Source organism: Prosthecobacter sp. (genome assembly GCF_044378005.1).
Taxonomy (GTDB): Bacteria; Verrucomicrobiota; Verrucomicrobiia; order Verrucomicrobiales; family Verrucomicrobiaceae; genus Prosthecobacter.
The window spans coordinates 1-14,657 of sequence record NZ_JBILYB010000147.1 but is presented as its reverse complement, the minus strand read 5'-3'; the positions used below and the strand labels follow the sequence as shown (position 1 = coordinate 14,657).

The following is a 14,657-nucleotide window of genomic DNA, read 5'->3' as shown; positions in this document are numbered from 1 at the left end:
TGATGGTGTCACCATCCGTATCCGTGAGTAGTGGGTTCGTGCCCGTCTCCAGGCCATCTTTGAGACCGTCATCATCGCTGTCCGCATCGCGCGGCTTGGTTTGGCGGGTATATTCCTGCGCGTTGGTCAGGCCATCCAGATCCAAGTCCTGAGCTGCATCTGCCAGCAGCGCATCATTAAAGCCATGATCCTGCTCCCACCAGCGCGGCAGGCCATCGCCATCCGCATCCACCAGTGCAGTTGGGTCAAGTTCCAGCGTCAGCGCATCCGGGTTTACCGATCCATTCGGAGATGAAAGGGGTATCGAGCGGCTGATCTCCAAAATATTTTCCCCTGCCACAGGCGTGAACATGCCTGCATTCGCCTCCACGATCGCTGTGCCCTGATTCGTCACGCTCGTCGTGCTAATCAGAACGCCATTCCAACGCACCTCAAAGGTGTGCGTGCCGTAGCCTTCCATGTAGGCACCCGTCGTCGGATGCCACCAGCCTCCCCAGCAGTGGTGTAAATTCAGCCGCATCCGCGCTGTGCTCGTTGCCTGCCCGGCGGTCAGATTGAAATGAATGCGACGCGTCGTCGTCCAGCCGTCCAGACCATTCTCAAAGTTCGTCCATGGTTCCGCTGTCACCACGGTGCCAACGGGTGTCGGATACGTCCCTGCGAAGTAGTAGTCATTGTCCTTCGCCGTCGCACTACCCGGAGCCGATGTCGGTCCACTCGCGCCGCCGAACTCCTGCGGATTCCCATCCCAAGCACCGAGCGACCAGACGGTGGAGAAATCCGCCCGCGCAGAGACTGTCAGGAATAGGCACCCGAACATGAATAATAACAGGCGGTCAGCAGAGAAACGCATACGGAGAGTTTACGCCATAATCTACCGGGCGAATACTCCTGACGCAATCGACGCCGTACAAACCTTCCACCTCAATCAAACTTCCCAAGCCCGGCATCTGGATCAGCCTCAATGAAGCCAAGCTCGACGAAGAACTCGTCCATGGCCATGAGGGTGGCCTCGTACATTTCGAAGGAGAGATTGAAATTGAAGAAGCCATGCCCCTGGCCTTCGAACTCGATGAAGCGGCACATGTTCTTCTTCTTGGCGCTCTTGCGGGCAAACTCGTAGCTGCCAGCAAAGGGCACCACGCGGTCTCCCGTTCCATGCATGATGAGCATGGGCGGCAGCCCCTTGTCGATGGCACGGATGAGGTTGGCCTCCTTGGCCATGCCTGGATCAGGAAAACGATCAAGGCCAAAGCCGCTCTTTGACGTGTCCAGCACGGGATTGAAAAGCACGAGAGCATTGGGCACAGGACTGCTGCCAGCGCTCTCCAGAGGATCGTCGAAAGCCTTCAACATGGCCGCAGAAGCGATGGCATGAGCACCGCCACTACCACCAACACCGGCAATCTTGCCTGGATTGATTCCCAATTCCACGGCATTCAACCGCAGCCAGCGCATCGCCGAACGTGCATCAGCGATTGCCTCCAGAGGTCCAGCTTTGTGCCGACTACCGACTCGATAATCAAACGCCATGGTCATCATCCCACGCGAAGCAAAGTACACACAGTGCGGTGCAAATTGCGCTACCTGCCCATTATCCCAGCCGCTGCTGAAGAAGAAGGCGGCTACCGATTTCGGATAGGCGGGTGCTTTTTCAGCCGGTGGTTCCCAGATGTAAACCGGCAGATGGATGTCGCCGATCGTTTTGTATGTTTCCTCACGGGCGGTCTTCAGCAGCTCACGATTGCGATCGAGAGGCAGAGTTCGAGGATGACCTTCACCGGGAATTTCCATGAGTCAGGGGGGCAGGAGGCGCGACTGTTACGAATCTGCCAGAGATCAGCAACCTCTTTTCCAGCAAGTTCTGGGACATTGACACTTAAAACCCAGATTGATAGCCTTCGGGCGAATTAATTCACCATGAATCCCCATCTCACCACCCTGCCGCGCACACTGCTGCCCCTGCTAGCATGCCTCAGCCTTGCCTCCTGCAAAGAAAACCAGGAGATCCAAAAGCAGCTCGACACCGCCAATGCCCAGGTTCAGTCCCTGCAAAAAGAGCTGGCACAGATGGACGCCAAAATGGCGGAGCACCGCAAAACCATTCCCGCCTATGCTGGCACGGGTGAAGCAGGCGCAAAGCAATATGCTGTACAGCTCGCTTCCGAACTCGTCGCCGCCGAAAACGAAGCAGCCCGCCTCCAGACAGCCATCCAGGCCGCCGAAACAGCACTCTCCGAATCCCAAAAAAGCTACGACCTCGTGAAGTCCAAAGATCCACGCTAACGCTCGCGCACCCACTCCCATGAAAAATTTCCTCGCACTCATCCTCTTCGCCGGTGGTTTCGCCGCCTGGTATTTCTACCATCAAAAGCAGCAGAGCAACGAAGGTCTCGAAGCAGCCCAAAACCAGATCACCGACCTCGAAAAGGTCGCCGTCATTAAACGCGGAGAATTCAAAGCCGCTGAAAGTGCGCTGGCGATCCGCGCCAAAATCACTGCGCGTAAAAACGAGTGCAAAAACCTCCAAACCAAGCTCCAGACCCTGAATGACTCCAGGCAGGCAGTCGAGGCAGAGAAGCTCTTGCTGCTCTCCGCCATCCGGCAAAAATTCATCGGCCGCACTCTCCCGATGGTTCTGGCCAGTGGTCGCAATCTCGGCCAGGTGAGAATCATGAAAATGGAGGACGGCGCCGTCACAGTGGCCACCACCTCCGGCGTGGTGAAAGTGCTGCCCAACGAACTCCCCCCGGATCTGCGGAGCCAGTTCCTCTACACCTTCTAATCCACTGCAGGGTGTGTTCTCGCTGATAGCGGCCTTTTTGGTGGCGCGTGAGGAGCGAACTGCCCAAGATCGCCCCCCAACCGCCATGAAATTCTCCATCCTGCTCTCGCTCGCTGCTTTCATTACCCTCACTGCCCGCGCAGATCAGATCCTGCTCGTCGCTGGCGGCACGCAGGACGCCGTGGACATCCAGGCCACGGAAGCCAAACTCCTGGAGCCCTTTGGTACCGAGTTCGACTCCGGCGGGCACATGTGGATCATAGAAATGGTGTCGGGCAACCGGCTCTTGCAAGTCGATGGCGGCGGCCAGATCACCCACATCGCCGGTCAGTTGAAGCCCGGCTTCAGTGGCGATGGCGGCCCTGCTCTGCGCGCGCAGTTCAATGGCCCGCACAACTTCGCCATCCTACCGAATGACAACCTCCTCATCGGCGACACCTGGAATGGTCGCATCCGCGAGGTCGATGTGAAGTCACGCATCGTAAAGAGCCTCGAAGGCTGGCAGGCACCGGCTGAAAAAGCACGCGGCAACGGGCCTTACTGCATCACTTTGACGCCGGATAAAACCAAGCTCCACATCGCTGACCTGCGTCAGGTGCATGAGCTTGATCTCGCCACCGGCAAGGCTCGCGTCATCGCGGGCAATGGCAAGAAAGGCATGCCCAAAGATGGCGAACTGGCCATCGAGCAACCGCTCGTAGATCCTCGCGCTGTCGCTACCGACCGTCAGGGCAATATCTACATCCTCGAACGTGGCGGCAACGCGCTCCGCGTCGTGGACAAAGCAGGGCGCATCAAAACCGTCGTCAACGCCAGCGGCAAAAAAGGCGGTGAAGGCGATGGCGGCCCAGCTCTCGACGCCACGATGAACGGCCCCAAGCATCTCTGCGTGGACAAGGACGACACCGTCATCATCGCCGATGCCGAAAGCCATCTCGTGCGCCGCTACATCCCTGCCACTGGCAAGATCGAGCGCATTGCTGGCACCGGCAAACACGGCAGTGCTGGCGTGGGCGGTGATCCACTGCAATGCCAGCTCGCCCGCCCTCACGGTGTCACCGTGCATCCCAGCAGCGGCGACCTTTTCATCACGGACAGCTACAACAACCGCGTGCTAAAAATCCAGCGCCAGTAACGCTCCGCGATGCTCAAGCGACTCCGTGACTCAGCCACCGCCGCACATGTGGCACCGCTGTTCATCTTCATGGCCTTCCTGGCCGTGCCCGGCTTGTTCCGCATCGAGAACCCCGAGCTGCCGTGGTTTCAAAAAGCCCCCGAGCACTGGATCTATCCGCTCCAGACACTCCTTTGCGGCGGGTTGTTGATCTGGTTTCGTCGTCATTATCAAATGCAGCCCTGGCGCGGTTTCGGGCTCGCTTTCGCACTCGCTGTGATTGGCATCGCCGCGTGGGTTGCCCCTGCTTGGTGGTTTCAAAAACTCGGCACCGGTGAAAACTCACCTGAATGGTGGTCCTGGCTCGGATTGGTGGAGCGGAAGGAAGGCTTCGATCCCACCGTGCTCGCTGCCTGGCCGATGGGTGAAGCTGCTTCCATCTTCATGCGCTTCGTGCGGATGGTGATCATTGTGCCATTCGTCGAGGAGCTCTTCTGGCGCGGCTTTCTCATGCGTTATCTCAATGCCGGAGAGGCTCCCTGGCAGAGTGTGCCCTTCGGCACACACTCCTGGCGTGCGTTTGGCATCGTCACCGCACTCGTCATGCTCGCGCATGAGCCGGAGGATTACCTCGGTGCGCTGGTTTGGGGATCACTCGTCTATTGGCTCGCGGTGCGTACACGCAGCCTCGGTGCCTGCGTCATCATGCACGCCATTGGGAATCTATTGCTCGGCATCTACGCCCTGCGCAATCAGCAGTGGGGCTTTTGGTGAGTCAGGCAGGATCAGCTTTGACCAGAATGGGAGGCGCATCCAGAGTCCGCACCATGCCTGACTCCCTTCGCCAGATTCTCGCCTCCGATTCACCGATTTCCGACCTCACCGTCCGAGGCTGGGTGCGCACGCGACGCGACTCGAAGGCCTGCTCCTTCATCGAACTCACCGACGGCTCCTGCTTCAAAGGCCTGCAAGTCGTCGTCGATGCCGCCCTGCCCTGCTCCGCCCTCATGCCCGGCATCCTCACGGGCGCGAGTGTGGAGATTGACGGTGACCTCATCGCCTCCCCTGCCCAGGGTCAAAGATGGGAGCTGCAGGCAAAGGACGTGCGTCTGCTCGGCGAAGCGGACGGCACCTATCCGCTGCAAAAGAAAGGCCACACGCCTGAGTTCCTCCGCACCATCGCCCATCTGCGTCCGCGCACAAATCTCTACGGCAGCGTCTTCCGTGTGCGCAGCAAGATGGCCTTTGCCGTGCATCGCTTTTTCCAGGAGCGCGGGTTCTTTTATGTCCACACGCCCATCGTGACTTCGAGCGACTGCGAGGGCGCGGGCGAGATGTTCCGCGTCACCACCTTGAAGCAAGGTGCAGCCGCGAAGCCCGAAGAAGATTTCTTTGGCCGCCCCACCTACCTCACCGTCAGCGGCCAGCTCCAGGGCGAGGCCTTCGCCTGTGCCATGGGCAATATCTACACCTTCGGCCCCACCTTCCGCGCCGAAAACAGCAACACCGCGCGCCATGCCGCCGAGTTCTGGATGATCGAGCCCGAGATGGCCTTCCATGATCTCACAGACGACATGTCGCTCGCCGAAGAAAACGTGCGCTACCTCGTGAAGACCATGATCGACGAGTGCCCCGACGAGCTGGAGTTCTTCAACAAGTTCGTGGACAAGCAGCTCACCGCCCGTCTGCAACAGACGCTCGACAAACCTTTCGAACGCATCAGCTACACCGAAGCCGTGGAGTTGCTTTTGAAAACAGGCCGCAGCTTCGAGCATCCCGTCGTCTGGGGAGAAGGCCTGCAAACCGAACACGAACGCTACATCGCCGAGGAGCACGTCAAAGGCCCCGTGACGATCTACAACTACCCCAAATGCATCAAGCCCTTCTACATGCGCCAGAACGACGATGGCAAAACTGTCGCTGCCATGGATCTGCTCGTTCCTGGCATTGGCGAGATCATCGGCGGCAGCCAGCGTGAGGAGCGGCTGGACCTGCTGACCGCGGCGATGAATGCCCAGGGTCTCGATGAAGAAACCTACCGCTGGTATGTCGATCTCCGCCGCTACGGCAGCGTGCCGCACGCAGGCTATGGCATGGGCTTCGAGCGCCTGCTCATGTTCGTCACTGGCGTGAGCAATATCCGCGATGTCATTCCCTTTGCGCGGACACCGGGGCATGCGCCGTATTGAGGCAATGACGAATTCCCGAATGACGAATGACGAATGGATGACCCGGCGAGCTCATCGCGGTTTGCTGTGCTTCTTCATTCTGGTTTCGTCATTCGCCATTCGTCATTCGTCATTCTCCCAGACCGGTCTCAAAATCCAGCTCGTCCCCGAAACCACCACCATCGTGCCGGGACAGAGCTTCCGGGTCGGGCTTTTCATCCAGCATGAGAAGGGGTGGCACACTTACTGGCGGCAGCCCGGCATCGTCGGCGTACCCACGAGCATCGCCTGGACATTGCCGGATGGGTTTAAAGCCGGACCGCTGGAGTATCCCGAGCCCGAGGCCACGAAGATGTTTCAGATCAAAGCCCAGGGCTATGAGCGCGATGTCCTGCTCCAAACTGAGATCCAGGCACCTGCCAACCTGAAAGCCGGAACGCGAATCACCCTCCAAGGCCGCGCCGCTTGGATGTGCTGTGCGAACACCTGCCACCCCGACACCAAGGAACTTACCCTGGTCATGCCCGTGGCGGAAAAAAGTGTGCCAGATGCGGTATGGCAGCCCGTCTTTGCCAAGGAGCGCGCCACCTTCCCCCAGCCCAGCGAGGCATGGGCCGCCAGCGCCGAAGAGAAGGGCTTGAATGTAACTCTCACGCTGTGCCCCACCACCGCCAAAGCCCGCCGGTTTGATCCCGCCGAGAAGACACCTCGCGTCCTTTTTTTCACCGAGGACGGCTGGATCAACAGCGACCAGGACCAAACCGTATCCCTCTCCGAAGATGGCACCCTCACGATCCAGCTCGTCCGCGCTGAAGTCTTTTTAGGCAAAGGCACGCCCGAGCGGCTCCACGGTGTCGTGCAACGAGAAGGAGGTTGGCACGGCGATGGCTCCCTGCGCAGCATGTCGATCCAGCCCTTGCTGAAACGCTGACCCAAGATCTGGCCTCGACACACGTTCCTTTCCCAGAGTTGAATTCAGTTTAGAATCCGTTACACCTCCCCCCTACCATGAAAGGCATCCTCGTTCTCATCCTCGCCGCAGCCATTGGCTATATCTCCTATGAGTATGGCTATCCCATCGTCGCCTCTTATGTGAAGTTTGAGAAGCACAAGAAAGAGATCGTCGTCGCCCCGGCTCCCAAACCCGTGGAGAAAAAAGAAGTCGCTGTCGTCGAAGTGCCCAAACCCGTCATGGAAGAGCCCAAGCCGGTGATGGAGGCTCCGAAGCCCACCCCCGTGCCGACACCCATGCCTGAAGTGCCGAAGCCAGTCGTCGATCCAAATGCCTTTGTGGCACCCGTGCTGCCTAGCTTGGAAGAGCGCACACAAAACTGGGCCGTGCTTCCCAAGACCGCTTTCCCTCGTCCGGTCATCATGAAGAAGGATCTCACCCTCAGCATGAAAATGGGGGGCAATACCGCCTCCACTCAGGTCAAAGCTGGCGGCCAGATGGTCGCCGTCGGTCAGGATGGTCCGAATATCCTCGTCGCCCCGACTGAAACTTCGCCCATGCGGGGCACCGTCGCCCTCGACGACACCAATTTGAAGGAAATCCTCACCGCCGGATACGAGAACTGGAAAGTCCTCTACGTGGCCAGCTTGAAGAAAGCCCATGAATTTAAACTCGCCGCCGCAGACCGCGCCAAAAACGCTCCCGCAGGCAACGCCAAAGCCGCTGCTGGCAACGACAAACCTGTGAAGGACAAAGACGGCACCTACCCGCTGCTCGTCGCCAGCATGAAGTCTGGCCAGGTCACCGAAATCAAACCTGACACCATCAAGGAATGGAGCGAACCCACCCTCGAAGAAGGCATCTGGAAAGTGAACGTGAAGTATGAAACCATGACCATGTTCGGTAAGTTCGACACCGAAGCTCAGGCCCAGATCAAGAACGGTGTCGTTGAGAAATGGATCTACACCGGTTCCGGTGAAGTGGTTCCCTGATTCCCTCAAGATACCCCTGCTTTAGCGATAGCGGAAGATCAGCGTCTTCCGCTATTTTTTTGCCCACGCCTCCAGCTCCCGCTCCAGGGCGGCGTGATCGTCCATACGATAGAGATGGGTCTGAAAACCGAGCCTCTTTGCTGTGGAGATGTTTGCCTCCAAGTCGTCGATGTAAAACGTCTGCCCAGGGTCGAGATCGAGTTCAGCCACGGTCTTTTCAAAGATCGCCGCATCAGGCTTGCTGCACTTCGCCGAATACGAATACACACCGCCCTGGAAGTGACTGAAGATGCCGAAGGTTCCAAGCAGATAGTCTTTGTGCAGCCCGCTGGTGTTCGAGAGCAGATACATCGGGAAGCGCCCCGCCCAGGCCGCCAGCGTGTGATGCATCGCCTCATTCTGCGTAAAGATCTCACACCAAATCTGCTGGAAGAGCGCCGCATCGCCCTGAAACTCCAGCAGACGCATCGCCTCACTCACAAACGTGACATCATCCATGTCTCCATTTTCATACGGAAGCTTGATCGAATCCAGCCGGGTGAAGAGTTGCTCTGGTGCAAACGGGCACACTGCCGCGCATCGCTGAGCAGCAATCTTGAAATCGAAGGCGACGAGCACATTGCCGATGTCGGAAAGGATGGCAGGAGAGGACATACCGTTTCATGCCGCGAACTTCGGCACATGCAATTCAAGGATCGTACCAGAAATGTTTGCAGCCACGACCATCCTCCGGCAAGGACGCCGTCCCCTGCCCTGAGCCGTGTTTACCATCCGCTACCCCGAAGACCTGCCCATCACGGCCCGCCGTGAGGACATCCTCGCGGCCATTCGCGGGCATCAGGTCGTCGTTTTGGCCGGTGAGACAGGTTCTGGCAAAACCACGCAGCTCCCGAAGATGTGCCTGGAGGTCATGGACGAGGCTCGCGGCCAGATCGGCTGCACGCAGCCGCGTCGTGTGGCGGCGATGTCCGTCTCCAAACGGGTCGCTGAGGAACTGAACGTGCGCTGGGGCGACTTGGTGGGCTGCAAGATGCGCTTCTCGGATGACACGAGCCGCGACACGAAGGTCAAATTCATGACGGACGGCATCCTGCTGGCGGAGATCCAGAGTGATCCGCTGCTGCGTGCCTACTCGATGCTGATCCTCGATGAAGCGCATGAGCGCTCGCTGAACATCGACTTCCTGCTCGGCTACCTGAAAGTGCTGCTGCCGAAGCGGCCCGACCTCAAAATCGTCGTCACCTCGGCCACGATCGACACGGAGCTTTTCAGCCGTCACTTCGGCGATGCGCCGATCATTGAAGTCTCGGGTCGGCTTTACCCCGTGGAGATCCGTTACCGCGCGGTCGGCGAGGATGATGAAGACCCTACCCATCTCGATGCCGCCATCCGAGCGACTGAGGATGTCTTGATCGAGACACCCGACGGCGATGTTTTGGTCTTCATGCCAACCGAGCGCGACATCCGCGAATGTCGTGATGCCTTGCAAGGCCACCTCGGCAGCAGCTTCGAGGTGCTGGCGCTCTTTGGCCGCATGGCCTCGCAGGAGCAGCAGCGCATCTTTTCGCCAGGCCCCAAGCGGCGCGTCATCATTGCCACCAACGTCGCCGAGACCTCCATCACCGTGCCGCGCATCGCCGCCGTGGTGGATACGGGTCTCGCTCGACTCAGCCGCTACAATCCCCGCACTCGCACGAAGCGCCTGCCCGTGGAGGACATCTCCCAAAGCAGCGCTAACCAACGAGCTGGCCGCGCCGGTCGTGTGCGCGACGGCCTCTGCATCCGCCTTTTTGCCGAGGACGACTACCTCAAGCGTCCGAAGTTCACCCAGCCTGAGATCCAGCGCAGCAACCTCGCTGAGGTCATCCTGCGGATGAAGGCCTTCAAGCTCGGCAACATCGAGGACTTCCCTTTCCTCCAACCGCCGAACAGCGCCAGCGTGCGTGCTGGCTACGACCTGCTGCACGAACTTGGCGCCCTGACTGACACGCAAGAAATGACCGAGCGCGGCCACGAACTCGCCGCCCTGCCGCTCGATCCCACTTTGGGAAGAATGCTCCTGCAAGCACGGCAGGAAGGCTGCCTCGATGACATGCTCATCATCGCCGCTGGCATGAGCATCCCTGATCCGCGCGAGCGCCCTGAAGATAAAAAGGAACTCGCCAATGCCGCGCACAAACGCTTCGCCTCGCCCGAGTCGGACTTCATGGGCTTGCTGAAGATCTGGCAACTCGCGCCTGAGCCGCAAGGCAGTGGCAAGAATGCGTTGCGGAGATTTTGCCGGGAGAGCTTCCTCTCCTTCACACGCATGACCGAGTGGCGGGATGTTTGGGGGCAGTTGCGCGACACCTTTAGTGACTCATTAAAGAACCCCTCAAAGCCCGCAGAGAACAATCAAGCTGCGCTCCATCGCTGCATCCTCGCGGGTCATCTCAGCCAGATCGGCCTGCGGCAGGAGCGGAACATGTACAAAGCGGCGGGCAATCGCGAGGTCACGCTTTTCCCTGGCTCCTACCTTTACGAAAGGCGGGACAAGAACTCGAAACCCGGCCAGCCCGAGAAGACGAAGCAGCCGCTGTGGATCGTTGCTGCGGAGATCGTGCAGACCTCGCAGCTCTTTGCCCGCACCGTCGCGGGCATCAATCCCGAGTGGGCGGCGGAGCTGGGCGAGCATCTGCTGGAGCGCCGCCATGCCGAGCCGCACTGGAGCGCCAAAGCAGGCCGCGTGCTGGTGAATGAGCGACTCATTCTGCATGGGTTGGAAGTCCTGCGGCGGAAGATCGACTTCGGGAAGATTGATCCCCTCGGTGCCACGCAGATCTTCATCCGTGGCGCGCTGCTGGAGGAGGGAGCTTTCGTCGCGCATCGCTTCTTTGAGCTAAACCAGAAGCTGCGCACGCGCCTGGAAGCAGCGCTCACCCGAGTCCGCAGCAGTCGCGTCTATGCCATCGAGGAAAAGCTTTTCGAGTTTTACCGCGTGCGACTGCACGGCATCTCCGTCTCGTCCATTCATGATCTGAACAAGCTCATCCACGAACGAGTAAAGACGGAGCCGAACTTCCTCGTCGCCCGCGAAGAAGACCTCACCGGTGGTGACGACCTTAGCGCCGACCTCCAGCAGTTCCCCGATCAAACCACGCTGCACAACGGCGTGCTGCCCATCGCCTACGCTTACAAGCCCGGGCAGGAGGACGATGGCGTCACCGTGCGCGTGCCACTGCCTATCGCGAATCAGCTCACGACGGCGGAGGTGCAGTGGCTTGTGCCCGGCTTGCGAGAGGAACTCATCCTCACGCTGCTGCGTGCTTTGCCGAAGCAGAAGCGCAGCCTCTTCATGCCTCTCGAAGCCACGGCGAAGAAGATCACCCGCGAGTTCAAACCCAAGCGCGGCGACTTCCTCGAAGCTCTGGCCGAGCATCTGCAATTCATCTTCCGCGCCGACATCAAAGTCACCGACTGGCCCGCCGACTGCATCCCGCCGCATCTGCGGCCTCGATTGGAAGTCATCGCCAAAGACAATCAGGCCGTGGTGTCCAGCCGCGACCTCAGCGAGGTGCAGGCCAAGCTGAAGAAGGACACCCCGCGCAGCAATGCCTGGGCTGACGCCGTGAAGCGCCACGAAAAGTATGGCGTGCCCGGCTGGACCTTTGGCGATCTGCCGGAGTCCCTCGTCATCGAAGAGATCGCTGGAGTGCCCGTGCTGGCCTATCCAGGTTTTAGCCTGCGCGCCCAGGATCGCGAGGTCGATGTCCGACTCTTCCGCACTCGCGAGGAAGCCCTCCGCGCCTCACCACCTGCCATACGTGCTCTCGCCGAGATGGCTTTGGGCAAAGACATCGCCTGGCTGAACAAGGAACTGCGCAGCATGGACAATGGTCGCGCCATCCCCGTCGCCAAAGGTTTCGATGCCCTCACGCAGATCCAGGCCAAGCCCACGGCGACCGTCGCCCCACTTTCCCAGCAGGCACAGGAGCACATCCTCGCTCACGCTTTGCGCCTCGATCCCGTGTTTCCGCTGACCCTGAAGCGCTTCACCACGATGTGCGAGACGGCGAAGCGGGACTTCCCCCTGCTGGCCCAGCGCGTGCGTGATCTGCTGAAGACCTGCGATGACCTCAAGGCCAAGATCCTCGCCTCGAAGCATCGCTACGCCGACCTCGATCAAGACCTCGCGCGACTCCTGCCTCCCGATGTCCTGCTCGTCACGCCCCACGCGCAGCTTGCGCACCTGCCGCGCTATTTGAAATGCATCATGGTCCGCGCTGAGCGGGCGGTTTTGAACCCCGCCAAGGACAAAGACAAAGCCGCCGCCGTGAACGACTTCGCCGACTGGAAGCGCGAAGTCACTGAGGCGAACCGCGAAACCTTCCGCTGGCTGTATGAAGAATACCGCGTCTCCATCTATGCCCAGGAACTCGGCACCGCGCAGCCTGTCAGCCTGAAGCGGCTGGAGGCGCTGATCGGGTGAAAACGCTGGTAATTACGAGGTATCCACCGCAAGTCTGAGGCGTATCCACTGCCGCCTTGAACTCCGCTTCCTCTCCCTATTCCCACGCCGCTCTCATCATCGTCGGTCATGGTTCCACGGTGAATCCTGACTCCAGTGCTCCGACGCATCAGCACGCCGATTCCATCCGCCAGCGCGGGCTGTTCCGCGAGGTGGTGTGCTGCTTCTGGAAGGAGGAGCCGAACATGCGCGAGGTCTTTGAGTCCGTGGACAGTCGCGAGATCTACATCGTGCCGAACTTCATCAGCGAGGGTTACTTCTGCCAGCAAGTGCTGCCGCGTGAGCTGCGGTTGAATGGGCCGACGACGCAGCGCAGCGGGCGTCTCATTCACTACTGCGATCCGGTGGGTATCCATCCAAACATGACCAAGCTGCTGCTCCAGCGTGCGGATGAAGTGGCTCCCGGTGTGCCTCGCGGAGAGACCAGCCTCGTCATCGTGGGCCATGGCACCAGCCTGAATGAAAACAGCACCAAGGCCATCCAGGATCAGGTGAAGCTGATCCGCGAAGGCGGGTATGGCTTCGCCGAAGTCGTGGATGCTTACATGGAGGAGGCCCCCTTCGTGGCCGAGTGGGACAAGCTCACCACGGCACCGAATGTGGTCGTGGTGCCCTTCTTCATTGCGGACGGGCTGCACAGCTTCCAGGACATCCCCGTGCTGCTGGGCATTGAGCAGGAAGTCGGCAAGGCACTGAGCCAGATGGATGTCTTCCGCCACAATCCGATCCCGCTGCGTGGCCGCCAGCTCTACTACAGTTCAGCCATCGGAACCGCGCCCCTCATGGCGGACGTGATCCTGGATCAGGTGCATGACTTTGATGCCAGGCATGGCAAAGCGGAGACGTCCCCGGCTCCGGGTGATGAACTGCTCAGCGCACTCACCCGCTGGCTGGATGCTGGTCGCGATGTCATCGGGCAGATCAGGATCAGCAAGGCGGAGCAAGGCTTTGTGCTGCGGCATATCGAAGACGGGGCGGTGACTGAGTTGGAGAGATTCAGTCGTCCGGAGGATGCGCGTGAGATCGCCCGCTGCGATGCAGAGGGAGAGTTCCGGCCGATCAAGACGGCGCCTACCTTGAAGCGAGGATGGGAGCTTGTGCTGGCCGACCTCGGCGCACTGCAACTCGCCCTGGAGTTCTTTTATCCGGCGGCGGTGGGCATGGCGGCCGCGCTGGAGTCGAATACGCTGATCCCAGTGCCGCTGCGTGATCTGCTGGGACGGCAGACGGGGATGTATCGCTTCGTGAATGGCATCACGGATGATCAGGCCAGCGAGATCCTCGGGAAATGCTGCGACACCGGGACCAAGTGCCTCCGCCGCATCGTGTTCCCGCTGGATGACCATCAAGCCCTTGGCGGTCCGGCTTTGCCAAAGCTCGGAGCTGAGGCGGGACAGGCGGCAGGTCAAAGCAGCGCCATTCCCCTGCTCTGCATGGAGGCCTGCAATCACATCGTCTCCTATGCGCGCAAGGTGGCTCGTGAGAACCATGACAAGAAGGCAGCGGCGGCGTCCTAACTTAGAGCACATTCACGGCAGCGCCGCCATCGACGACGATGCCCTGGCCGGTGATGTAGGCTCCGGCTTCGCTGGCGAGCAGGAGGGCGGGGCCGGCGAGTTCACGAGGGGCGGCCCAGCGCTTGAGGGCGGTGCGGTCGGCGAAGTATTGCTTCTCCTCGTCGTTCAGCAGCTTGCCGGGCATGTCGGTGAGGAAGGGTCCGGGGCAGAGGCAGTTCACGGTGATGCCGTAGGGGCCGAGATCGAGGGCACTGGCACGGGCGAGACCGATGAGGGCGGCTTTGCAGGCGCAATAGACGTTGCGTTTCAGACGTCCGCCCACGCCGAGCACGCTGGAGATATGGATCACGCGGCCCCACTTGCGGGCCTTCATGCCGGGTACCAAAGCGCGCGTCAGGGACATCACGCTGGTGAGATCTACCTCGACATTGCGGTCCCAGACTTCGTCGGTGATTTCGTCGATGGCTTGGGGATTGTTGATGCCGGCGTTGTTGACCAGGATGTCGATCTTCCCGAGGCGCACCTCGGCTTCGGCGGCGAGGGCGCGCACTTGGGCGCGGTCGGCCATGTCGGCCACCATCCACTCCACGCGCACGTTCAAGCCAGCGCCGATCTCGGCGGC

General features: G+C 60.2%; 12 protein-coding genes and 1 pseudogene. 9 read left to right on the top strand and 4 right to left on the bottom strand.

All coding sequences use genetic code 11. From position 1 onward, the window contains the following. Both AC6FTP_RS21420 and AC6FTP_RS21415 read right to left on the bottom strand, forming a co-directional pair. A pseudogene (locus AC6FTP_RS21420) lies at positions 1-820 on the bottom strand (hypothetical protein); the annotation flags it as partial. Between the two features lie 104 nt (positions 821-924). Then, positions 925-1,794: an alpha/beta hydrolase gene (locus tag AC6FTP_RS21415; RefSeq protein WP_497208950.1), complete on the bottom strand. Its 870-nt coding sequence runs from the start codon at positions 1,792-1,794 to the stop codon at positions 925-927. A 126-nt stretch (positions 1,795-1,920) separates the two neighbouring features. Between AC6FTP_RS21415 and AC6FTP_RS21410 the strand changes: the two genes are divergently transcribed. The 7 genes from AC6FTP_RS21410 to AC6FTP_RS21380 all read left to right on the top strand — a co-directional run bounded on the left by AC6FTP_RS21410 (position 1,921) and on the right by AC6FTP_RS21380 (position 8,011). After that, the gene (locus AC6FTP_RS21410) at positions 1,921-2,286 is read left to right on the top strand and encodes a hypothetical protein (protein WP_497208949.1); all 366 of its coding nucleotides are present in this window, start codon (positions 1,921-1,923) and stop codon (positions 2,284-2,286) included. Between the two features lie 19 nt (positions 2,287-2,305). Next, positions 2,306-2,785, top strand: a complete 480-nt coding sequence (locus AC6FTP_RS21405) for a hypothetical protein (protein WP_497208948.1) — start codon at positions 2,306-2,308, stop codon at positions 2,783-2,785. Positions 2,786-2,870: 85 nt separating this feature from the next. Beyond that, on the top strand, positions 2,871-3,920 hold the full coding sequence (locus AC6FTP_RS21400) for an NHL domain-containing protein (protein WP_497208947.1): 1,050 nt from the start codon (positions 2,871-2,873) through the stop codon (positions 3,918-3,920). Positions 3,921-3,929: 9 nt separating this feature from the next. Beyond that, entirely contained in the window at positions 3,930-4,673 is a 744-nt protein-coding gene (locus AC6FTP_RS21395) for a CAAX prenyl protease-related protein (RefSeq protein WP_497208946.1), read from the top strand. Positions 4,674-4,726: 53 nt separating this feature from the next. Next, a complete protein-coding gene (gene asnS, locus AC6FTP_RS21390; RefSeq protein WP_497208945.1) occupies positions 4,727-6,088 on the top strand; it encodes an asparagine--tRNA ligase in 1,362 nt (453 codons plus the stop codon). 4 nt (positions 6,089-6,092) lie between these two features. Beyond that, on the top strand, positions 6,093-6,998 hold the full coding sequence (locus AC6FTP_RS21385) for a protein-disulfide reductase DsbD domain-containing protein (protein ID WP_497208944.1): 906 nt from the start codon (positions 6,093-6,095) through the stop codon (positions 6,996-6,998). 77 nt (positions 6,999-7,075) lie between these two features. Beyond that, on the top strand, positions 7,076-8,011 hold the full coding sequence (locus AC6FTP_RS21380) for a hypothetical protein (protein WP_497208943.1): 936 nt from the start codon (positions 7,076-7,078) through the stop codon (positions 8,009-8,011). Between the two features lie 51 nt (positions 8,012-8,062). Here AC6FTP_RS21380 and AC6FTP_RS21375 read toward each other — a convergent pair whose 3' ends face one another. Continuing rightward, the gene (locus AC6FTP_RS21375) at positions 8,063-8,665 is read right to left on the bottom strand and encodes an HAD family hydrolase (protein WP_497208942.1); all 603 of its coding nucleotides are present in this window, start codon (positions 8,663-8,665) and stop codon (positions 8,063-8,065) included. Between the two features lie 106 nt (positions 8,666-8,771). On the opposite strand from AC6FTP_RS21375, the gene hrpA reads away from it, so the two are divergent. Together hrpA and AC6FTP_RS21365 are read left to right on the top strand one after the other, a co-directional pair. Then, the gene (gene hrpA / locus AC6FTP_RS21370; RefSeq protein ID WP_497208941.1) at positions 8,772-12,479 is read left to right on the top strand and encodes an ATP-dependent RNA helicase HrpA; all 3,708 of its coding nucleotides are present in this window, start codon (positions 8,772-8,774) and stop codon (positions 12,477-12,479) included. Positions 12,480-12,535: 56 nt separating this feature from the next. Then, complete coding sequence (locus AC6FTP_RS21365; protein WP_497208940.1) at positions 12,536-14,035, top strand: CbiX/SirB N-terminal domain-containing protein; 1,500 nt, start codon at positions 12,536-12,538, stop codon at positions 14,033-14,035. A gap of 1 nt (position 14,036) precedes the next feature. Here the strand turns inward: AC6FTP_RS21365 and AC6FTP_RS21360 are convergent. Beyond that, positions 14,037-14,657: SDR family NAD(P)-dependent oxidoreductase (locus AC6FTP_RS21360; protein WP_497208939.1), on the bottom strand; the 621-nt coding region annotated here is incomplete at its 5' end.